This is a genomic window from Pararhizobium sp. IMCC21322 (genome assembly GCF_030758295.1).
Lineage (GTDB): Bacteria > Pseudomonadota > Alphaproteobacteria > Rhizobiales.
The window spans coordinates 755,939-777,020 of the sequence record NZ_CP132335.1 but is presented as its reverse complement, the minus strand read 5'-3'; the positions used below and the strand labels follow the sequence as shown (position 1 = coordinate 777,020).

The window sequence follows — 21,082 nt, the reverse complement described above, 5'->3', positions numbered from 1 at the left end:
AGTGGTTGCTCAAACACCACCCATATCGTCATCAAACACCCGCACCAGACGCATCATTTTTTCTGTGATGCGTGTCACAATCGATTTGCGCTCCAATATCCTGGGCGGTTCGTTCAATGCGCCAACGATTGTCTCTCCAAGCGGTTCTTTTCCGGAGAAATGATATTCTTCAATCATCACCTGAAGCGCGTCCATTTTCAGGCCTTCGCTTTCACACATTTCGCGGATTGTTTTCTGCTTTTCTTCACTCCAGAAATCAGAAAATGCAGACGCAACATCGTCGCCTGGTTTCAAAGCGACCATCTGTTCGTCAATAAATTTTTCGATCAATTCACGTTTGCTGCGCAGTTTCACGTCGGACCCAAGCAGATCAGACACCATTTTACGCTTTTGCCTGGCAGCGGATCGAATGTCGGGATCGTCGCTGTTTTCATCATCGTGAATATCTGCCAACAGAGCCAGAATATAGGCCACATTGATTTCATCGCGCTGAATAAGTTCCAGCTCAAAATCGACTTCGTTCAATATGGAAGCCGCGCCTTCAGGATCTGCCTTTTGGCCGATATCTCGCAGGTCCAGATATTTGCTGCTGAAATCCTCAATCTGCTGCGCGGTCAGGTCGATATTCCCGGCATCGTGATCGGTAAAACTTTCCAGAATATTCAACAGCCGGATCACTTTTCGAAACGCCTTCACGAAGGCAAGCATCTCGGTTTCGCTTTGGAGGGCATCGACCGCTTCGGGATCGGGTGCGATTGCGAGCAACTCCCTGATCGCATCATTGCACGCGCTCAAATAATCTTCGTAAGGGCCCATCAAAATTGTCTCGATGGCGTCCTTATTCGAGAACAGTGTGATCGCCTGATCCGTGTTGGGCTTCAGATTGCGGAAGCACACGATATTGCCCTGGGATTTCAACTGACCCAACGTGCGGTTTGTGCGCGAAAAGGCCTGGATCAGCCCATGATATTTCAGGTTCTTGTCCACATAGAGCGTGTTGAGTTTCTTGGCGTCAAAGCCGGTCAGGAACATATTGACCACCAGAAGAATGTCGAGCCTGTCCTTATCCTTTGCATCCTTGCGGTCGCGGTCTTTCATCCGTTTGTTCAGATGATTGTAATAGGTGTAGAACCCGGCGCTGGTCTTCACGGTTTCCTTGGTCTGGTACATGGCGTTGTAGTCGGCAATGAAGGACTCCAACTTGTCACGCTTGTGCACATCAACAGGCAGGTCGGCCACATTCAGATCGGGGTCTCCGATCAGGCCATTTGCATCAGGGTCATCCTCATTCGGGCCATAGGTAAAGATCGTGGCGACCCGCAAATGATGCTCGCCGGCCTGCTTCTTGCGCCTGAAAGCTTCGTAATAGGCAATCAGCGCATCCACCGAGCTGACGCACAGCATGGCGCTGAATTGCTTGTCGTGGGTCTTGCGGTCGTGGTTCTGGATGATCCAGTCAACAACGCCGTTTATCCGGTCGGGACTGTCAAAGAATTCTTTCACATTGATGGCCGGTACATCTTCGTCGATCAGGCTGCCATCCTTGCGCTTCAGCTTGCCCCAATATTCGATTGAAAAGCGCAGCACGTTTTCATCCCCAATCGCGTCGGTGATGACATATTTGTGCAGGCATTCATCGAACAGATCTTTGGTCGTGCGCTTGCCCACGGTGTTTTCGGCAAAGATCGGAGTGCCGGTAAACCCGAACATCTGCGCCTTGCTGAAGAAGGCCACAATCCGCTTGTGGGTATCGCCAAACTGCGAACGGTGGCATTCGTCAAATATGAAGACAACGCGCTGGTCCTTGACCGCCTGCAATGCACCTTCATAGCGGTCGCGGGATATGGCCGTGTTCAGCTTCTGAATGGTGGTCACGATCAGCCTGGTATCGCCGCCCAACTGCCCCACCAGCGCCCTGGTATTGTCAGTGCCATCAACAGAGCCATCGGAGAAATAGTTGAACTCTTTTGTGGTTTGATAATCCAGATCGGCGCGGTCCACCACGAACACCACCTTGTCCACCTTGGGATTTTCAATCAGCACCTGCGCAGCCTTGAAGCTGGTCAAAGTCTTGCCAGAGCCGGTGGTGTGCCAGATATAGCCGTTCTTGCGGCCATTCTTTACCCGTGCGTCTATCGCCTCAACCGCATAATATTGATAGGGGCGCAGGATCATCAGGATTTTATCGCTCTCGTGCAGAACGATATATTTGCTGATCATCTTGCTGATGTGACATTTTTCCAGAAACACATCGGCAAAGGCATCCAATTGGGTGATCGGCGCATTGTCTTCCCCAGCCCAGAAAAATGTCTGTTTGAAATCCTGATGTCGGTTGTTGGCGTAATATTTGGTGTTCACCCCATTGCTGATGACAAACAGCTGAACGTATTCAAACAGCCCCTTATCAGCCCAAAAACTGTGACGCTGATAGCGGTTGATCTGATTGAAGGCTTCTTTCAATTCTATCCCGCGCCGTTTCAACTCGATCTGGACCAGTGGCAGGCCGTTAACCAGCAGGGTCACGTCAAAGCGGGTCTTGTGATGGCCGATGACGATGACCTGGGTGGTGATCTGATATTGATTTCGGCACCAGTCCCGGGTGTTGAGGAATTGCAGGTAAAGCGGCGTGCCATCATCGCGGGTCAACTGCATCCGGTCCCGCAGAATCTTGGCCTTTTCAAACACATTGCCCTTGTCGAGGTGGTTCAGCACTTTGGCAAATTCCGCATCTGACAGGGTGACGCCATTATGCTTGCCCAGTTGTGCGCGCAAATTGACGCGCATGGCGTCCATATCCGGCAAAATGACGGGGGCGTAGCCAAGGCCGGTGAGGCGTTCGACCAGATCGGCTTCAAGTTGTGCTTCAGATTGATAATCGGCCATTTCTAGTCCCCCAACTCATAAACAGAGCCTTGCCCATCAAGGGTTAATTCCTTGATCATATCAATGCGTTGCCCGTCAAAATGATAGGAAAAATGACGTCCCTGAACCGGCACATCGGGAATGTCTGGATAGAATGCAGCAAAGCACTGGCCATAAGGCTGGCGCACGCTGGGGTAAACAATCCCGTCAGCACCGGTTGCAATCATCTCTGCGGCAAAAGCCTGCGACGCGGCATAGCTGTCGGGATCAAGCAAATCGGCAAAGCCATCGCCGCGAATATCAATCAACTCTGCGTCCACAGAACCGATCAGTTCACGCATCTGGGTGACCCACCCAGCAGCTTCACTGGTGGCCGAAAAGAAGCCGGCGACATGATGCACCGTCTCGGCGATAGCTGTTTCAAACCGGTCCGCCCCGTAAAATGCACCCCGATGGCCATCGTGAAAACGGCCGGGCTTATCGGGTGTGCAATGGGTAAAGGGTGCCATGACATAGGAAGCGCCTGGACCACCCACGCGCCGCGCCTGCGGAACCAGATCGAGATTGCCGATTGTCTCGGCCAGCCTCGGGTTGGTTTTACTTTCGGCATGGGCGAGCAATGCCCAGTCCTGCGGATCTGCAATGTCTTCAAACACATCAATCGGCGGATAGGCCGAGTTGATCAGCCGGTAATAGCGCGCCCAGACAATCTGCGCATGTGTCGGCGCGGTCACAAGGACCTTTGTGCATCAAGATAGCGCCGTATGCGCATGAGATCAGTCAGATTGCCGTTCAGCATTACCTCAAGTGCGGAGCGCCCGCCAAAGTCGCTGTTGGGTTTCTTGACCCAGGCATAGGTCCGTGCAGCCTCGCTGAACAACAGGCGCAGTGCTTTGTGAATGCCCATCAAATTGGACAGGCGCGCTGCAAGATCGCGGCTTACGCGGCCATATTGCCCGTCTTTCCAACGCGCATAGGTCCGCTCCGAAATATCGCCCAGCAACACAGCAGCCTGCCTGTCGGTGAGGCCCCACAGATCAAACAGGCGAATAACAGCACGCTGCATCGCCCCGGCTTCGGCATCCGAAAAGTCCGGCTGGGGAACGGGCTGTGGCGTTTCAATGCGGTAAAGTTGCACCATGTGGTTACTCCTGCCATTTGTCATTTATTTATATAATTTATGACAAATGTCAATCTTTTGATGTATCGCTATGTGAGCGCATCACACAAACATCTGCTGCAGCAGACCTTTTTTGAAGGCCTGCATCCGGTCAAGCTGCCCCGTCACAGCGGCGATTTTGGTGTCCATGGCCGAGAGCGCGTCGGCGATTTTGGCTTGTTCGTCGCGTGATGGAAAAAAGACAGCATCTCCCAGAACATCGGTGTTATTCACCTTCATGTCATTTTTTGCTCCTTTCCTTACGATGGGGCGAAGGTAGCGATTCAAGTTATCATCAAGACTGAAATAGTAGTGAATGAACAAGGCGTCTGCCTTATCAGTTGGTCGATAAACCGCATAAAGGGTCGAAACTATACCGTCGCGACCGAAGTTAGCCTTGATTATCCCATACGGATTAAGCTTCAGCGGGCTTTTTGTATAAACGACATCTCCTGTTCGAACTATGTGATAGTCCTTCACAGAAACCCCGGCATAGGAGCGACCCATATGCTCGATTTGATTGACGCATCCAACGTCACCAGACACGGACAAAACATCATCTTTGGAAAATGATAAGTCGCGATTTCGGGCTTTTGGTTCACTAAGATAGAAAGAGAGATTGCGTTTTTCCCAATCGGGAAAGGCGGTGCCGTCTGGTTTGGTGAAGCGGAGCCGCTGGCTGAACAACGCTTGCATCAGCCCGCGTTTATAGCGCTCCAGCCCCGCCTGCCTATCCCGCAGCGCTGCAATCCTGGCATCCACCACCCCCAAAAACGCCGCGATTTTCTTTTGTTCGTCGGGCTTTGGCAGACAGACCTTGAACGCCCGAACAGTTCCAAGGTTCAAACCTGCTTTTGCACCAGAGTCATTTAGTCGGTTTAAGCGCTTATTTGACGATCTTGTTGCAAGCAGTTGCGCAAGAAATTGGGGCACAACTTCCTTTTTTTGCGGCCTAACGAGCGCTGTGTGTTGGTTGATATACGCTTCTCCAAGATCATGGGGAACAAGGCCTATTTTCCCCAACTCAGCTGTGATCGAAACAAGAATATCACCGCTTTGCAAAGAAGTTCTAGCACCCTCCGTGCCGGTTGTAGGTAACTCCACATACTTTAGATCAGACAACATTAACTGAATGCCATCCCTTGGAATGTTCGTCATTCGGATAAATTTTGCACCCGTGTTTGAATAGTATTGTGCCCAGTCACGGGAACCGCTGGTGACAGTCTCAACTAAACTACCCAGTGGTTTTTCTTTCCACTCCCCGTCGAACTCAGGAAACCGCAACGCTGGCTCATTCATACCGGAGCCTCGATCCCAAGCTCGGCGCAGAACCCCGCAATCTGCGCGTCCAGATCGGCCATGCCTGCTGCATTCGCCCGCAACTCAGCAGCGACTTCGGCCAGATCAATCGGCTCTTCGGGTTCAAACGTGTCCACATAGCGCGGGATGTTGAGGTTATAATCGTTCTCGGCCACTTCAACCAGCAGGGCGCGGTGTGAAAACCGCTCCTCCACTACCCGCGTGCGGTAGGTGTGCACGATCTTGTCGATATCCTGTGCCCGCAAAAAGTTCTGGTTTTTTGCTTTTTCAAAGCCGGTTGAGGCATCGACGAACAGGATATCCTCAGGGTGTTCGCGGCATTTCTTGAACACCAGAATGCAGGTGGGAATGGATGTGCCGTAAAAGATATTGGCCGGCAGGCCAATCACCGCATCCAGCCAGTTGCCTTGCTTGATGATGTATTCGCGGATATGGCCCTCTGCCGCACCGCGAAACAGCACACCATGGGGCAGAATCACGGCCATAGTGCCGTTCTCATCCAACTGGTGCAGCATGTGCTGGACAAAGGCAAAATCGGCCTTGGAGGCCGGTGCCAGCCGCCCGTATTGACTGTAGCGATCATCATTCAGCAGCAGCGGATTGGCTGACCATTTGGCGCTGAAGGGCGGGTTGGCCACCACAGCCTCAAAACGCTTGTCCGCATGTTGCGGATGTTCCAGCGTGTCTTCCTGCTTTAAATCAAAATTGCGGTAGTGAACCCCGTGCAAAATCATGTTCATGCGCGCTAGGTTGTAGGTGGTGCGGTTCATTTCCTGACCATTAAAGTCCCCCACTTCGACTTCCTTGGCGACCCGCAGCAGCAACGAGCCGGATCCGCAAGTGGGATCATAGACCGATTTGATCCGGGTTTTGCCGGTGGTGACGATACGGGCCAGGATCGTACTGACCTCTTGCGGGGTGTAGAATTCCCCCGCCTTCTTGCCTGCTCCGCTGGCAAATTTGCCAATCAGATATTCATAGGCATCGCCCAGCACATCGCTGTCAGCCTTTTCCAGCTCGAAGTCGATCTCGTCCAGATGGGTCAGGACTTTGGCGATCAAAGTGTTCTTGGCTTCTTCGGTGCGGCCCAGTTTGTTGGAGGTCAGATCCATATCAGAGAACAGATCGTCAAAATCATCTTCTGATTCCGTGCCCATGGTCGAGCGTTCGATGTTGTTGAGAATGCGCGCAAGGTCTTCAAGGATGAAATTCCCCGGCTTGCTGCCACGCTTGACAATTGCGCTGAACAGTTCCGAGGGTTTGAGGAAATAGCCCAGCGCCCCAATCGCCGCTTCGGCCACTGCATCCAGATAGGCCTGCCCCTCATCTGTGGATTCATCCAGATCGCAAAAATCAATCCCGTCCGCTTTCAGCACCGAGTTGGCATAGAGATGGAGCCGTTCGGACAGATATTTGTAGAAGATAAACCCGAGGATATAATCACGAAACTCATCTGCATTCATCTTGCCGCGCAGGGTGTTGGCAATATCCCAGAGCTTTTGCTCCAGCTTTTTCTTTTGATCATCCGTCACGTAAATCGCCCCCAAAACCCACTTGATTCGTTACCATACATCACGCCTGAATCAGATTGCATCATTCAATTTCTCTGATGCAACGCTCTTGAGCACATCCCGGAGTTGCGATTAGGTGAATGGTTTGTCCTCATGATTGCTTTTGATGCCTCGAATGAGCCGCCCTTGTTGCTCGGCGGCAATGGTCCCATAACTTATGAGCGTCGTCATTGCGCTTTCATGGCCAAGGTTCCGGCTCAAAGCCTTCATCTCAGCGACATTCAGCCCACGCTCATATCGGTCATTAACAAGCATATGCCGGAAGCGGTGTGGTGTAAGAAGCGGAATTCCAGCGTCATCAAAAGCCTGCATCATGATGAAACGGACCGGCGCAGTACCCGCCCAATGTTCCCGTGATAAATCGGTCACCGCAAAACAATTATTTACATGGTGCCCCATGGCAGGTTTGGGAAACAGCGGATCGTCGCCAGCAAAAAGTTCAACGTCTTTGAGGTAGCACCCCCAGCCCAGACAGATTTGCGCCAATGCCTCGCTAAACGGGCGAACAAAGGTGTCTATTCTCTTGCTGAACTTGGTCGCAACCTCTTGAGGGATTTGACGAACCAACATTCTGTTTAGGTCAAAATGTTTGAGTTTGAGCGAAATTTGGGCGCCAACGCGGATCGCAGTCAGCGCTGTCAGTGCGATGAGGGCTCGGTTTCGGTTTTCTATTGGAGTTTGGCGGGGCATATTGTTCACAGCGTTTTCCACCATCGCCAGGGTCGGACTACTTTTTTCAGCTTTTACTGTCGGAGCTTTGGGTCATCAAATTTTCTATCATCGCGGACGCAGCACGCTTATACCAAACCCAGAGTACACGATTGCCTTTAACCAAGAGTGGGTGCATCTGGAACGATTTGCCTGAAAGCTGCGTTGGGCAATCATTAACGAGGAGAGCTGCTGATGATGGACGAGACCGGGTTGCCAGGGGCTCATGAAAGACCCGGGCTCATGCGCGCACTCGGATGGTATGCGATCTTTGGCTGCATTGTGTTCGGGATCGCTATTTTGATCGCGGATTTCGTCGTGCCCGATCATGACTGGATCGCGGACACGATCAGCGATCTGGGCGCGGGTAAATACGAGTTCATCGTCGATATTGGCATTTACGCGTTTTCGGCGTCGCTCATATCTGTCGCTTTGCTGGCCGCTCACGTTCATCTGGGCGGGAGGAGCTGGAGTTTTGGAATTATCGGTTTCTCCGTGCTCGGGCTCATTGTATTTTTGGTGGGCGCACGCAACGAATATGGTGACAATGACCGCGATGGGGTCGTGATCCACATCTATCTCGTCTACGCCCTCGGCCTGCTAATGGCAGCACTGCCATGGGCCATGGCGCAAGGCGCGCGTCGTTCCGGACGCAACTTTGGTCGCATACTCATCGCTCTTTCAATACTCTGGACGATCTCGGCCCCGATTTTCTTTTTTCTGCCAGACAGCATTGATGGCATCTATGAGCGTTATCTGGGTCTCATTGCTTTTTGTACGGTGATCACAATGGCATGGCTGTTTATTCAACGTGCAAACAGTCTTCGCTGACCAGATCTGCGCGAACGAGAGTTGACCAGAAAATGTTCTTTTCATCCGAACCACTCGATACGATAGTCAGGGCACTCGCTTTGTCGTCAGTTGCTGTCTGCTGGGTTGTCATTGTCGTGCGGGTCATTGGACTGCGCGCTTTTTCGAAAATGACAGCCTTTGATTTTGTGGTGACGGTTGCCATCGGCTCTCTATTGGCCGGAGCGAGCCAGGCTGCATCATGGTCGGCCTTCCTCCAGCCGATTGTTGCGATCGCGAGCCTGCTCGGCGTTCAATGGATTACCGCGCGCTTACGAAGATCATCCGACCGGTTCGAGGCAATCGTTCAGAATTCTCCGGTATTGTTGATGCATGATGGTGAAATCCTTCACGCGGCGCTGGATGCGACCCGTGTGGCCGAGGACGATCTGATCGCCAAACTGCGCGAAGCGAACGTCCTTGATCTCTCCGATGTGCGGGCCGTCGTGTTAGAGACAACCGGGGATATCTCTGTCCTCCATGGCCCTAAAATGCAGGAGCGACTGCTCGATAATGTGCAGCGGATTAATTGATAATCTCCTGCGGCCTTTGTCGAAAGTGGTCTTTTGCGCGATTGCAACCATCAGCAGGCTTCGTCCGCATTGACGCCGTTTGATATGGTCCGTGTTGGTGTCGACTCCTGATCCGGAGCTATCAACTCATTGCAAATTGATAGATGTCCGCGTTATCCCAAGGGCCGCCGCCGCGACGTTCTGAACTTGTGCCAAGTTGAATTGTGATCTCCAGCCTGAGAGGCAGAGGTCACAAGTCCAAATCCCACAGAACACCATTTTTCTCTTTGAAAACAACATATTGCTCTGGCGTCGCGACAGGTTTTCATCTGGTGGTCGCGCCTGATGGTTGTTGGGAATCCGACAGAGTGTTCATTGAAGAGCGGTTCGTTTACGCAGCGCGTGCGCGGCTGTCGCGTAGAATGCTGATGCGTTACGGACACGCCGTTTCACGACATCTGAGAAAGGTAGTCGCGGAGTAGCCTGACGCGGTTCGGGCGGAAACTCTCGTCGGTCGGCTGGAATGCTTCGATCCGCTCCACCCGGAACTTTCGAAAATCCTTTCGGAGGCAGCACCAGGCGAGCAATCCGCACCCGGTATCGAGATAGACGATGGCCAGCGGATAGATGCGCCGTTCAGTCGGCACCCCGTCCGCATCGCGATAGTCGATGTTGATTGCGCGCTCGTCCCAACAGGCCGTGCGGATAACCGAGATGTCCGGCGTGTCATTCACGGCCGTTCCGTATCGATAGACCATGTGCGTCGCATGAAGGATCTGCCGCTGCAGACGCTCCGGCAGGGTCGCAGCGATCTTTGCAAGGGCAGCATCAGCCGCTGCCGCCAGTTGCGGATCGCCACGCTGGCGCACATCGCTGAGACCGAGAACCAGCGCCTCCATCTCGATCCGGTCAAAGGTCTGCGGCGGCAATGCTGGGTCTTCGGTGAGCGTGTAACCGAGGCCAGGAGCACCATCGATCAGCGCGCCTGCCACCCGCAGGCTCTCAATGTCGCGATAGAGCGTACGTACCGACACCTCTGTCTCATCGGCGAGCCGGGCGGCCGTGACGGGTTTGGGTAAGGTCCGCAGCGCGTTCAGAAGGCGGAAAAGGCGTTCGGGCCGGCTCATGAAATCCTCTCACGACATCCTGCCGGAAACTGGCAGTATGGTCCGTTTATACCAGATGGCAGTTCGAAACCAAATCATGAGGTCAAACCATGCTTACCCTGTATCATTCGCCCCGCTCTCGCTCATCGCGAATTATCCGGCTGATCGACGAGTTGAATATCTGGACTGAGGTCGATATCCGTATTGTCAGCATCACGCACAGAGATGGAACGGGCGAACACGATCCGGCAAACCCTCATCCCGAAGGCAAAGTGCCATTGCTGGTTCATGACGGCGTCGAGATCTGGGAATCGAATGCGATCATTCTCTATCTCACCGATCTGTTTCCGAAAGCCGGCATGGGCCCGGTTGCGGGAGATCGGCAGCGCGGCCGCTATCTGAGCTGGCTCGCATGGTATGGCAATGTGGTCGAACCGGTACTCGTTTTTGGTGCGGCCGAGCTCTCGCATCCGATACTCGATGTTACATTCCGGGGCATGCCCGAGTTGATCGCGCGGCTGGCCGGTGCTTTGGAAGATGCGCCATTTCTGATGGGTGAGCAGTTTACGGCGGCGGATCTGCTGTTGGTCTCGCCGTTCATATGGTTTCCCGATGCTGCGCCGGATCAGCCGGCGATCAAGGCATGGATCAAGCGCTGCGAGGCCCGGCCATCTGCGACAAAAATGGTGGAGTTTGATGCGGCGCATCTGGAGCAGGTCAGCGCTGCTTGATCGGACGTCATCCACGGCGGCGACCACTTCGCCGCCGTGGATCAGGCTCCGGCAGACTGCCTTTCGAAAACAGCCAGTTGAGCCGCAAATGCGCGTTTGAAGGCGGGCCGCGCTTCTCCGCGTGCGACATAGGCCAAAAGGTTCGGAAACGCGTTCAGGAGAGACGATCCGTTTAATCTGCGCAGCACGCCCACCATCACCAGGTCACCCACGCTGAATGTGCCATCGAGCCAGTCTGCGTCATCAAGCCAACCGGACAGCTGGCCTAGCCGGTCGCGGATGCGGTCTTCCATAAGGGGCAGGCGTTCTGTGTGCCAGCTTTGGCCGGATTCCAGAATGAGCGCGAGTTCCCTTTCGATGATCGGCGGTTCCATTGTGCTCAGTGCCGCAAACATCCAGGCGATGGCGCGTGAGCTGGCGTTCGCATCGTCCGATAGTAGGCCTGAATGGCGCTCTGCAATATGAAGCGCAATTGCTCCGGATTCAAACAGGGCAAGGTCGCCGTCTTCATAAGTCGGGATTTGTCCGAATGGTTGCAGGGCCAGATGGGCCGGCTCCTTCATCATATCGAACGATATGAGACGGACATCGTAAGGCTGGCCCACTTCCTCAAGCGCCCAACGAACGCGCATGTCACGTGCCTGCCCCTGGCCGCGATCAGGCGACGTTTGAAAGGCCGTTATGGTGATTGGCATAACGCTGCTCCTTCTTGAGAAAAATGGTCTCCCGCGATGCGGCCGAGCACCTGAACAGGCTTGCCAAGCTTGCAGGTGCTCGAAACCGTCGGGTCTAGTTATCCAACGCGAACGAGCCGATTTTGACGTCTCCGGCAGCGCGATAGCGTGCCATCGATACGCCTGTTGTTGACGTCTTCAAATCGTCCAACTCAAGACCGAGCGGGGCAGCTCCGTCGCCGAACAATCGTTTGCCTGATCCCAGAACGACCGGGAAGGTCCAGACGAAGAACTCATCGGCAAGTCTGTTTTCAAGAAGGGTCTGGATGAGCTGGCTGCTGCCCTGCACACTGAGCGGCAATCCATCGCCTTGCCTAAGCTCTGCGATGGCCGCAGCGACATCGCCAGTGATGGCCTCACTGTTCTGCCATTCAAGGGTGTCGGGCGCGGAGGTTGCGACATATTTCGTCGCTTTGTTGAACTTCTGCGTCACCGGATTGTCGTCGCCTGCGTTCGGCCAGTGTGCTGCAAAGATATCGTAGGTTTTGCGGCCCAGAAGCAGGTCGTATTCTTCGGCCATCGCCTGGCTCATGACCTCACCCATCATCTCATCCCAATAGGGTTGCGACCACCCACCAAGAGCAAACCCGCAGGACGTGTCCTCATCGGGTCCGCCAGGGGCCTGCATCACGCCATCTAGGCTCATGAATGTCTGAATCTTGATCTGTCTCATTTTGCGACTACTCCAATTTCAATTTTCCAGGGTAACGACGGGAGAGAAGCCGCCATAGATCAGGCGCGCGCCATCAAACGGCATCGGGTTCTTCTCGGGATTGATCCGGTCATCGGCTTTGGACAATTCTTGCATCTGTTCGCCGACCCTGTCGCGGGTCGCTTTGTCCGGCCACTCGACCCAACTGAACACCACCGTCTCATCGTCCTTCGCCTGAACGGCCTTGCGAAAGTCGGTCAGCTTGCCGTCCGGCACATCGTCACCCCAGCATTCCAGAACACGGAGCGCGCCCTGTTCGATGAAGAAACTGTCGGCGCGGTTCGCATGGTCGATGAAGGTTTGCTTCTTTGCAGTCGGCACCGCGATCAAAAATCCGTCGATATAGCTCATTTCTTTCTCCTTCCATTTTTCTCTTCCCAACATACCAACCGTATGGTATCTGTCAACCATGTCAAGACCAACCAAACAATCACCCGAGCGCGGCGAAGCGCGGACCCGGCTTCTGGAAGCCGCCAGAGACATCATTCGGCAGAAGGGTTTTGCCGCCACTTCTGTGGATGATCTCTGTCAGTCAGCGGGGGTAACGAAGGGCGCGTTCTTCCACCATTTCAAGACGAAAGAGTCGCTCGGCGTTGCCGCAGCGAATTTCTGGGCCGAGACGACCAGCGCTCTGTTTATCAACGCGCCTTACCACGAACCGGCCGATCCGCTGGATCGCGTTTTGGCCTATCTCGATTTTCGGCGCTCAATCATTGGCGGCGAGACCTTCGAGTATACTTGCCTGGTCGGAACAATGGCGCAGGAGGTTCACGCTTCCACTCCTGCGATCCGGGACGCCTGCGCAGACAGTATTTTTGGCCATGCCGCCACACTTGAGGCGGATATCACAGCGGCCATGCAGGCGCGTGGCATTGCAGCCGACTGGACTGCCGGGAGCCTTGCCCGGCATACGCAGACAGTTCTGCAGGGCGCTTTCATTCTCGCGAAGGCCTCAGGCGATCCGGATATGGCCCGCGAGAGCGTCGATCACCTGATCCGCTATGTCCGCCAGCTTTTCAGAACCAGCGATGCAGTTTTAGAGAGAAAACAACCTCAACCAAAGGAGTCCTGACCCATGGAACATTCATCGAAAGTGCGCACCTGCCTCTGGTTCGCCGAGCGCGGCATCGACGCGGCCAAGGCGTACGTTGAAATCGTGCCTGACAGCCGGATTGAGGTTGTACGGGACAATGGTCAACCGGACGATCCCATGGTCGTCGAGTTCATGCTGGCTGGAGCTCCGATGATGATCCTGACAGCTGGCCCTCACTACAAGCTGACGCCCGCCGCGTCGATCAGCGTTCTGACTGAGGATCAGGAGGAGACCGACCGGCTATGGTCTGCGTTGGTGGAAAACGGTGGCGAGGCCGGACAATGCGGCTGGGTGAAAGACCGGTTCGGAGTTTCCTGGCAGATCGTTCCCAAACGCATGCCGGATTTACTTGCAAGCCCGGATGCGGGTGTTGTGCAACGGGTCAGCGGGGCCATGATGCAGATGGGCAAGATCGACATCGCTGCATTGGATGCCGCTGCCGAACAGGAGCCCGCCCATGGCTGATACCGCACAGATCCAATGCTCTTGCGGACAGGCGCGCCTTGAGGTGACGGGAAAGCCCATCGCCAGCGTCGAATGCTGCTGCTCGTCGTGCCGTGAGGCCGCAGAGAAAGTCCAGCACCTCGAAGGCGCACCCGACATTCTGACCGAATACGAAGCGACGCCCTTTGTCATGCATCGAAAAGACCGCGTGCGTTTTCTGGCAGGCACAGATGGCCTCAAGGAATTCCGGCTCTCGCCTGAAGCATCCACGCGGCGGGTCATCGCCAACTGCTGTAACACGCCCGTCTTTCTGGAGTTCAAGGGCGGTCACTGGCTTAGCCTTTACGGCGGGCTTTGGCCGGACGGGACGCGGCCATCATTCGAAATGCGGACGATGACCTCGGATCTGCCGAATGGCGCCGAGCTGCCGGACGATGTTCCCAACGCGAAGAAGCAAAGCCTTGCGTTCTTCGCCAAGCTCTTTGGCGCATGGGTCGCCATGAGCTTCCGCAATCCCAAGATGCCAGTGACAGGAGAGATCAATGTCTGAAGTAAATGAGAAGATCGAGATCGAAAGCATCACCTCGCCTGACTGGTCCGGGCGCGTGAACCGGGCCAAGTACATGGCAATGCGTGATGCTCTCATTCCGGTTTTGCCGACCGAAGCGCCCGGCATGACCGTCGCTGAAGCCAAGGCGGCGCTTCTGCCAAACCTGTCAAAAGAGCTGTTCCCGGGTGGTGAGAAAGCAGGCTGGTGGCTCAAGGCCGTGCAACTCGACATGGAAGCCAAGGGCGTGATTGAACGGGGCGGAAAGGGGCCGGTCAGGCTGTTCAAAACGGGTAAAAACCTATGATCACCATTGCGGCCTTCAAATGGGTTCCGGACTTTGCGCGCGGCTTCGTCCGTGATCTGCGGTTGCGTTGGGCACTAGAGGAAGCCGGCATCCCCTATGAGGTCGAGTTGATCGACAGCGAAATGCAAAAGTCGGAAACCTATCGGCAGTGGCAACCGTTCGGACAGGTCCCGGCATACCGTGATGAGGAGGTGGAGCTGTTTGAATCCGGTGCTATCGTTCTTCACATCGCAGCCACGTCAAAAGCGCTGGCGCCGGCTGACCATCCGGGACAAGCGCAGGTTGCTGCATGGGTGTTCGCTGCGCTGAACTCCGTCGAACCACGGGCGCAGAATTACATTCACCTGCGCAATGCGGTCTCCGAAGACCTTCAGAAAGCGATCACGGCGAAGTTGCATGACAGGCTGAACGCTTTGTCAGACCGGCTGGGAGACGAGGACTATCTCGAAGGTCGGTTCACCGCGGCCGATATCGTTATGACGACCGTGTTGCGAGAGCTTGCAGCCGAAGAAGCGCTATCGGGGTTTCCGAGGCTTCAGGCCTATGTGGATCGAAATGAGGGCCGCGTAGCATTCCAAAAGGCGCTGTCTGATCAACTGGCGGATTTCGACAGATAACGCGTCACCGCTTACAGTTCTTCGCCTGGTAATTCGCTGGCTTGTTTTACCCAGTCGGCGAACCCGGCCTCATCGAATTGATCGCCCTCATGGATGTGGAAGTAGCGCACGTCCTTCTGCTTCGATTCGACAGGCGGAGCGGGATTGAGGGAGGCACCGCGAAAGAAGGTGACCTTGATGTATTTGGTCAGGCAATGAAAACCCAGAAACCAGCCATGTCCTTCAACCCCATAAAAGGGTGTGTTCCATTTGACCGCTTTTTGCGTTTCGGGAACATTACGCTCTACAATGTCGTCAATGCTTCGCCCAATGTCCTGCTTCCAGCCCGGCATGGCCGCAATGTAGGCCTGTACGGGGGCATCGCCTTCGCCTTTCGGAATCTGCGGATTGCCGCCAGAGAGAAGTTTCGGGTTTTTGGTACTTTTGTCCGGCATCCTGATCACTCCTCTGTCACAACGGGACGATTGCCGCTTCGCTGCCCGAGATAAGGCAGAACGAACAGGTAAAGCCCTGTTGGCAAAAGCAAAACGAGGGGCATGAGCGGAAGGTAATAGACCCATTCAGCAGATTGCCCGAGTGCCAATGCGGCGAAGACTGCGCCGACACTTATCGTAAAGGCCAGAGACACTCAACGGTGGAACTGACGGACCCACTTGTTCCAATTCATAAAGACCTCCTCAAAATTTGAACCGGTGTGGATAGATTGGGGGCAGATTTCAATCCATCCCCTTCAAGACCTGCTCGAGCCTTGCAAAAAACGTCGGCCATCCTGCTTTGGCACCTTGATAGTAGCGCGGTTGATCCGACTGAAAGCCTGTCTGCTCCATGCGCAGGGCTGTCCCTGTTCTGGTGGGGGCGAGCGTCCAGGTGACAGTGCTTTTCAGATCGTGATTGCCCCAAGTGTAAGCTAACTTCTTGTTCGGCTCGACGGCCAAGATTTCGCACTCGACCTTGCCCCACTGCGCGCTCAATTCAAATCGGTGGCCCACGATCGGTTTGAACTCGTTCTTCATCAGCCACTCCTCAATCAGATGAGGTTGCGTAAGCGCGCGCCAGATTTTCTCCGGCGGATAGGGCAGATCACGTTCAACGACGACCGAACGTATTTTGGGTGCGTTGTCGTTCAATTATCCATCCTTTTCAGGACGTCTTCCAGATCGTCGAACCGGCTTTCCCAGAAACGGGCCATCTGCCGAGTCCAGTCGGAGAGCGGTGCGAGCGCATCGAGTTGGGCGCTGTAATGAGTTTGGCGCCCTTCATGGCGACCGCGCACAAGCTTTGCTTCCTTTAGAATTCTGAGATGCTTAGAGACGACCGGTTGCGAAACGCCGGCGCCGGTAGTCAATGCTCCGACCGTCGTGTCTCCCTCACGGCAAAGACGTTCAAAAAGGGCCCTTCGTGTTGGATCGGCGAGCGCCCTGAAAAGTACATTATGTGTGTTCGACATTGGAAAGCTATACCCCGTTGGCTATTGAATTATATATAGCCATCTGGATATGTGTTGGTCAAGTGCATAGGGAAATCAGGAGTATTTGCAGGTGGTAACTGGTACTAAAACGAGAAAACCTCCCCTCGTTCCAGTCTGTCGACACCGGAAAAGATGTTGGATGCGATTGGGAACCCGGATCAAGATGGAAGCGCATAATCCCGGCCCTTTCGGGCTCGACCTCCCATAGGCGCCACGCCTGTCGGGTGCACCAAAGATTTCAGTCGTTTTGCTTGTCTGGAGTTTGTCGGCTGGGCAGCGCTGGGGGCACTTTGCCTATATGGCTAAGTCCGGTGTGAGTTCGGGGATTTGACATGAGAAGAAAACGCCAAGCTGGCGCTCTGTTCTGAAAACGAGGTCTCGGCACGGCTTCGCAGTTGAAGCCAACATACAGATAACCCCGTTAGGCTGAGGTTTGGCTCAACGCATCTCATTTGAAGCTGAGGGACGGATTATCGGGTTCAACTCTTGGCCGGCGTGCCGGAAAGGAGCCGTCAGACGATTCCCAGAAATGATAAAACGACGAATACTACAACAACGAGACCCACGAGATAAATTATTCCGTTCATTTTTATCACTCCGAATTTGAATTTGTGTAAGTAAACGCGCGAGCGGCCGAAGAGTTCCGGAAAACTTTATCGAGTGGTCAGCTAAAATTGGAACCAATTGCGATTTGGGCTGTTTTCCCGGTTCCCGACAGTCAATACGGTAAAGCTGATCCCTGATCTGATCATCAGTGTCCTCGGGGCGCAGAATATGGATATCCTCAACAATGAATGAAACTGCTTCTTCATCGACAATGCGCCGCACAGCCTGGGTGATTTTATTTTGTGGCCTGGCTGTTTTTTCCACAATCGCATTTCTGGTGATGAACGATCTGACAGGTCAGATTGATCGACAATTTGTTCTTATCCTGCGCAACCCTTTAGATTTGTCGGATGCCTGGGGCCCAGATTGGTTTCAGGAGACCGCTGCGGAGCTGACAGCGCTGGGCGGATATCCAATTCTTATCCTTGTATCCATTGTCGTCGTGATTGCCCTTCTCATAGTGCACAAAGGCAGCGCAGCTTTCTTCCTGTTGGCAACCCTGATTTCGGGCAGTGCCGCATCGTCGGCCCTGAAGCTGCTGTTCAATCGGCCCCGACCTGACCTTGTTGACCATCTGGACAAAACCTTCACATCGAGCTTTCCAAGTGGTCACGCCATGGTTTCAATGATTGCCTGGCTTACCCTCGCCGCTGTTGCAATCCGCTTTGTCAAAAGTCGATCTTTGCGGATTTACATGCTTTGGGGCGCTGTCATCATCGCGTTGATGATTGGCATGACGCGGGTTTATCTGGGCGTGCACTGGCCAAGTGATGTCATAGCCGGTTGGGCGATGGGTCTGACCTGGGCCTCGTTCAGTTGGCTGATTGCAGACGCATTCTGGCAAAAGAGCTTGAAGCGTCGGGAACGAAACGACGCCATGGGCCGTTCTGGTTGAAGCCAAATTGCGCTTGCTTGCGCAATCATTCATCAGCATGGACCGGTCATCATGAACTCATCTAAAAAATGGATTTCCCCACTGGCGCGCGCAGGCTATGCCTGTCGTGGCGCGGTTTACCTCATCATTGGGTGCTTTACTGTTCTTGCAGCATTTGGGGCGGGGCAGAACAAGGATACGAAAGGCGCTCTAAGAGTCGTGCTCGAGCAACCTTTGGGCGATGCGATGCTGGCCGTCATGATCATTGGTCTTGCCGGATATATTCTTTGGCGGCTCGTGCAATCACTGCTGGACACGGATGATCATGGATGGTCCGCAAAAGGACTGATGGTTCGGGCGGGGCTTCTGGCCAGCGCATTCACCTATACTGCTCTGGCGCTGTTTTCGCTTTCATTGTTGGGGTTTTGGTTTGAGACCGGAAGCGGTTCTGATGGTTCTGGTAATTCTGGCAGTTCTGGTAATTCTGGCGGGCTGGCAGAAACCATGTTTGGCATTGTCGGTATGAATTACTCATCACTGGCGCTTGCCGCTGTATTTCTGGGCGTGGCAATTGCGCATTGGTGGAAAGCCTTGCATAAAAAATACGCCGACCATTTTCAGGCAAGTCAACGTCAAATGCAGTTCATACATCCTGTCGCAATTGCGGGGCTGACAGCACGGGGCAGCGTGTTTGCGCTAATCAGCGTGCTGCTTTTCTACCGCTACCTCAATGCCGGCAATAGTCCATCTTCAACGCCAAATGTGCGCGATGCGCTTGAGTTTGTCCAAAGTCTGCCATTCGGACGCTGGTTGTTGCTCGCAATGGGAATTGGACTGATCCTGTTTGCTGCTTATTCGCTGACCGAGGCCGTCTGGCGCAAAATCAACGTAAAGGACGCTGGGCTGACGGATCAGGTTTGACAGGTCTTAACACTGCGCCGTTCAAGCCATTTAGCAACGTTCAGAATTCCGACATCGATAAATTGTCGTCTAGCGGGAACCAATTGGTTGGTCTGCCGTTTAAGTCAGGAACGATGAAAGGAAACAATATGAGATCCATTATTTACGTAGTCGGCCTGATTGTGATTGTCGGCGCGATTCTCTCCTACGCCGGGTTGGTGTAGAGACACATTCCTTGAACGATTTGCTGACCTCCAAAAGCACAAAAAACCCTCGGATGAGTTATCATCCGAGGGTTTTTTTGTGTGTGTTTCCAGAGAACTCATAACCCAGGATCCGAGCCCAATTGAGTCCAGACCCTAGTTTGCCAAATGCGTTTTCTCAATCTCGTCGAAATTAACCGGCTTGCAGTAGATCGGTGCATCGGGTGCCTCTTCATCGCTGGCGACTGCATCCGGGCGACCGGTGACAAATACAAACGGAATGTCGGCCTCGTTTAGCTTCCTCGCGATCAGAACGCTCGTATCATCGCCGAGGTTGTAGTCAAGAATGGCGAAATCGGGCGCCGAGTGTTCCAGAATCGCGCTGGCGGCGGAAACAGTTTGTGCCACTGCCACAACCCTGTAGCCACGATCGGAAAACTCAGTTTCCATATCCATGGCAATGAAGGGATCATCCTCGACAATCAGTAATGTTTGTGGTTCTGGCATTTGTCTGTTCCAGTTTTAATAAAATTCGTTATTCTTAAAGCGGGTGCCTAAACAACGCGTGGAACTACAAACAGTTCCAAACGTCTTAAAAGATGGCAAACAAAATATGAATATCAAAGCGACGGCCGAAAATTTTTCGGCGCCCTGGCTCTCTCAAGCTTTAGAGGCCGCCGGGTTGGGGGTGTGGTTCTGGGATCTGGCAACCGACGAGCTGTATATTGACGTGGTCCAACAATCATTGACTGGCCTCAGTTCATCGAACGGGCTTATTCTGGCAGATAATTTTTTCAGCAACATCCATAAAGAGGATTTGCTTGGTATGAAGGAAGCGGTGGAGCAAGCGCTGCGGACGAACACCACATTTCGACATGAATTTCGCTATTGCAGGGATGACGGCACTACGATCTGGCTGGGTGCGCGTGGCGATGCTGTTTCCCTTTCGGGAACCTCTCATACGCACTTTGCCGGTGTCAATTGGGATATTAGTGCTCTGAAAGCAGCTGAGTTCCAAGCCGAAATGACAGCTAAGGAGATGGCTCACAGGGTGAAGAACCTTCTGGCGCTCGTCTCCGGAATTGCGCGGATGACGGCAAAAAATTCAGCTGATCTTGATGAATTCCTCCCGTCGTTCAACACGCGCCTCAATGCAATTGCGGGCGTAAACCAGCTCATTCTGGGCGTCGAAACACGCCGTGCCACACTTGCAAATACTGTGTCCGACACGCTGCATTCGGTCGACAACTCCAAGCAGATTTCGATGGACGTATCCGAATTTGAACTTAATCCGCGTGCTGCTCAGACCCTGGTTTTGGCCTTGAACGAACTGGCGACCAACGCAGTTAAATACGGAGCGCTGGCGGTTCCAGAGGGGAAAGTTGATCTATCCATTCAAGTGAACCCCGCAGCGGACAGTTTTATTCTGAGGTGGGACGAGAACAGGCCAGAGCCACTTGCAGAACACGGTGACAAAAAAGGATTTGGATCACAAGTTCTCAAATCACTGACAAAAGCGACTTATAATGGACAGCCCGAATTTTTATGGCGTAGCAATGGCATGACGTATCAATGTGTATGGAAGGCCTCGGAAATGTCATTCGGCCACGCGCCGCAGGCCTAGGGTGGGCATGCTCAGCCGGAACGCAAATGTGGAAGTTACCCGACTTTTGGCGATCAGACAGCGAATAAGTTCAAAACTTGAAAAAGCTTTGGAACCTATTCGCCAGTCGTTTGTTTTGTAGGCAACAACACGCAC

25 protein-coding genes are annotated in these 21,082 nt (G+C 53.8%); 11 read left to right on the top strand and 14 right to left on the bottom strand.

Annotated features, from left to right (window positions below; genetic code table 11):
- Positions 1-9: 9 nt before the first annotated feature.
- The 6 genes from RAL91_RS03860 to RAL91_RS03835 form a co-directional block, all read right to left on the bottom strand.
- Positions 10-2,883: a type I restriction endonuclease subunit R gene (locus tag RAL91_RS03860; RefSeq protein WP_306259875.1), complete on the bottom strand. Its 2,874-nt coding sequence runs from the start codon at positions 2,881-2,883 to the stop codon at positions 10-12.
- Positions 2,884-2,885: 2 nt separating this feature from the next.
- On the bottom strand, positions 2,886-3,596 hold the full coding sequence (locus tag RAL91_RS03855; RefSeq protein WP_306259873.1) for an RES family NAD+ phosphorylase: 711 nt from the start codon (positions 3,594-3,596) through the stop codon (positions 2,886-2,888).
- Positions 3,593-4,003 carry an MbcA/ParS/Xre antitoxin family protein gene (locus RAL91_RS03850; protein WP_306259871.1) on the bottom strand — a complete coding sequence of 137 codons (411 nt, stop codon included), beginning with the start codon at positions 4,001-4,003 and terminating at the stop codon, positions 3,593-3,595. The genes RAL91_RS03855 and RAL91_RS03850 overlap by 4 nt, the downstream gene beginning before the upstream one ends.
- Positions 4,004-4,084: 81 nt before the next feature.
- Complete coding sequence (locus RAL91_RS03845; protein ID WP_306259870.1) at positions 4,085-5,320, bottom strand: restriction endonuclease subunit S; 1,236 nt, start codon at positions 5,318-5,320, stop codon at positions 4,085-4,087.
- The gene (locus RAL91_RS03840) at positions 5,317-6,873 is read right to left on the bottom strand and encodes a type I restriction-modification system subunit M (RefSeq protein WP_306259868.1); all 1,557 of its coding nucleotides are present in this window, start codon (positions 6,871-6,873) and stop codon (positions 5,317-5,319) included. Before RAL91_RS03840 ends, RAL91_RS03845 begins: the two co-directional genes overlap by 4 nt.
- A gap of 111 nt (positions 6,874-6,984) precedes the next feature.
- Positions 6,985-7,602, bottom strand: a complete 618-nt coding sequence (locus RAL91_RS03835; RefSeq protein ID WP_371932521.1) for a site-specific integrase — start codon at positions 7,600-7,602, stop codon at positions 6,985-6,987.
- A 213-nt stretch (positions 7,603-7,815) separates the two neighbouring features.
- Between RAL91_RS03835 and RAL91_RS03830 the strand changes: the two genes are divergently transcribed.
- Both RAL91_RS03830 and RAL91_RS03825 read left to right on the top strand, forming a co-directional pair.
- A complete protein-coding gene (locus RAL91_RS03830) occupies positions 7,816-8,451 on the top strand; it encodes a DUF998 domain-containing protein (protein ID WP_306259864.1) in 636 nt (211 codons plus the stop codon).
- A gap of 32 nt (positions 8,452-8,483) precedes the next feature.
- Positions 8,484-9,002 (top strand): DUF421 domain-containing protein, encoded by a 519-nt coding sequence (locus RAL91_RS03825; protein ID WP_306259862.1) that lies wholly within the window; start codon positions 8,484-8,486, stop codon positions 9,000-9,002.
- A 428-nt stretch (positions 9,003-9,430) separates the two neighbouring features.
- On the opposite strand, the gene RAL91_RS03820 is transcribed toward RAL91_RS03825, so the two are convergent.
- Entirely contained in the window at positions 9,431-10,108 is a 678-nt protein-coding gene (locus RAL91_RS03820; protein ID WP_306259860.1) for a YafY family protein, read from the bottom strand.
- 89 nt (positions 10,109-10,197) lie between these two features.
- Between RAL91_RS03820 and RAL91_RS03815 the strand changes: the two genes are divergently transcribed.
- Positions 10,198-10,818, top strand: a complete 621-nt coding sequence (locus RAL91_RS03815) for a glutathione S-transferase family protein (RefSeq protein ID WP_306259858.1) — start codon at positions 10,198-10,200, stop codon at positions 10,816-10,818.
- Between the two features lie 41 nt (positions 10,819-10,859).
- Here the strand turns inward: RAL91_RS03815 and RAL91_RS03810 are convergent, their stop codons facing one another.
- The 3 genes from RAL91_RS03810 to RAL91_RS03800 form a co-directional block, all read right to left on the bottom strand.
- Complete coding sequence (locus RAL91_RS03810; RefSeq protein WP_306259856.1) at positions 10,860-11,513, bottom strand: glutathione S-transferase family protein; 654 nt, start codon at positions 11,511-11,513, stop codon at positions 10,860-10,862.
- A gap of 94 nt (positions 11,514-11,607) precedes the next feature.
- Positions 11,608-12,225, bottom strand: a complete 618-nt coding sequence (locus tag RAL91_RS03805) for a dihydrofolate reductase family protein (protein ID WP_306259854.1) — start codon at positions 12,223-12,225, stop codon at positions 11,608-11,610.
- An 18-nt stretch (positions 12,226-12,243) separates the two neighbouring features.
- Positions 12,244-12,615 (bottom strand): DUF1428 domain-containing protein, encoded by a 372-nt coding sequence (locus tag RAL91_RS03800; protein WP_306259852.1) that lies wholly within the window; start codon positions 12,613-12,615, stop codon positions 12,244-12,246.
- 58 nt (positions 12,616-12,673) lie between these two features.
- On the opposite strand from RAL91_RS03800, the gene RAL91_RS03795 reads away from it, so the two are divergent.
- The 5 genes from RAL91_RS03795 to RAL91_RS03775 are packed head-to-tail and all read left to right on the top strand — an operon-like array spanning position 12,674 to position 15,272.
- Positions 12,674-13,336, top strand: a complete 663-nt coding sequence (locus tag RAL91_RS03795; protein WP_306259850.1) for a TetR/AcrR family transcriptional regulator — start codon at positions 12,674-12,676, stop codon at positions 13,334-13,336.
- Positions 13,337-13,339: 3 nt separating this feature from the next.
- Positions 13,340-13,822 (top strand): VOC family protein, encoded by a 483-nt coding sequence (locus tag RAL91_RS03790; RefSeq protein WP_306259848.1) that lies wholly within the window; start codon positions 13,340-13,342, stop codon positions 13,820-13,822.
- Positions 13,815-14,351 (top strand): GFA family protein, encoded by a 537-nt coding sequence (locus tag RAL91_RS03785; RefSeq protein WP_306259847.1) that lies wholly within the window; start codon positions 13,815-13,817, stop codon positions 14,349-14,351. Before RAL91_RS03790 ends, RAL91_RS03785 begins: the two co-directional genes overlap by 8 nt.
- Positions 14,344-14,655, top strand: a complete 312-nt coding sequence (locus tag RAL91_RS03780) for a hypothetical protein (protein WP_306259846.1) — start codon at positions 14,344-14,346, stop codon at positions 14,653-14,655. The genes RAL91_RS03785 and RAL91_RS03780 overlap by 8 nt, the downstream gene beginning before the upstream one ends.
- Positions 14,652-15,272, top strand: a complete 621-nt coding sequence (locus RAL91_RS03775) for a glutathione S-transferase family protein (RefSeq protein ID WP_306259845.1) — start codon at positions 14,652-14,654, stop codon at positions 15,270-15,272. The genes RAL91_RS03780 and RAL91_RS03775 overlap by 4 nt, the downstream gene beginning before the upstream one ends.
- A gap of 11 nt (positions 15,273-15,283) precedes the next feature.
- Here the strand turns inward: RAL91_RS03775 and RAL91_RS03770 are convergent, their stop codons facing one another.
- The 3 genes from RAL91_RS03770 to RAL91_RS03755 all read right to left on the bottom strand — a co-directional run bounded on the left by RAL91_RS03770 (position 15,284) and on the right by RAL91_RS03755 (position 16,719).
- Positions 15,284-15,706, bottom strand: coding sequence for a DUF1801 domain-containing protein (locus tag RAL91_RS03770; RefSeq protein ID WP_306259844.1), 423 nt, complete (start codon positions 15,704-15,706; stop codon positions 15,284-15,286).
- A 282-nt stretch (positions 15,707-15,988) separates the two neighbouring features.
- Positions 15,989-16,399, bottom strand: coding sequence for an SRPBCC domain-containing protein (locus RAL91_RS03760; protein ID WP_306259841.1), 411 nt, complete (start codon positions 16,397-16,399; stop codon positions 15,989-15,991).
- Positions 16,396-16,719 (bottom strand): helix-turn-helix transcriptional regulator, encoded by a 324-nt coding sequence (locus RAL91_RS03755; RefSeq protein ID WP_306259839.1) that lies wholly within the window; start codon positions 16,717-16,719, stop codon positions 16,396-16,398. The genes RAL91_RS03760 and RAL91_RS03755 overlap by 4 nt, the downstream gene beginning before the upstream one ends.
- A gap of 811 nt (positions 16,720-17,530) precedes the next feature.
- Between RAL91_RS03755 and RAL91_RS03750 the strand changes: the two genes are divergently transcribed.
- Positions 17,531-18,241, top strand: coding sequence for a phosphatase PAP2 family protein (locus RAL91_RS03750; protein WP_306259837.1), 711 nt, complete (start codon positions 17,531-17,533; stop codon positions 18,239-18,241).
- 51 nt (positions 18,242-18,292) lie between these two features.
- Entirely contained in the window at positions 18,293-19,141 is an 849-nt protein-coding gene (locus RAL91_RS03745) for a DUF1206 domain-containing protein (RefSeq protein ID WP_306259835.1), read from the top strand.
- Positions 19,142-19,479: 338 nt separating this feature from the next.
- On the opposite strand, the gene RAL91_RS03740 is transcribed toward RAL91_RS03745, so the two are convergent.
- Positions 19,480-19,830 carry a response regulator gene (locus RAL91_RS03740; RefSeq protein ID WP_306259833.1) on the bottom strand — a complete coding sequence of 117 codons (351 nt, stop codon included), beginning with the start codon at positions 19,828-19,830 and terminating at the stop codon, positions 19,480-19,482.
- Positions 19,831-19,936: 106 nt separating this feature from the next.
- Here RAL91_RS03740 and RAL91_RS03735 point away from each other — a divergent pair, with 106 nt between their 5' ends.
- Entirely contained in the window at positions 19,937-20,947 is a 1,011-nt protein-coding gene (locus RAL91_RS03735; protein WP_306259831.1) for a sensor histidine kinase, read from the top strand.
- Positions 20,948-21,082 lie beyond the last annotated feature (135 nt).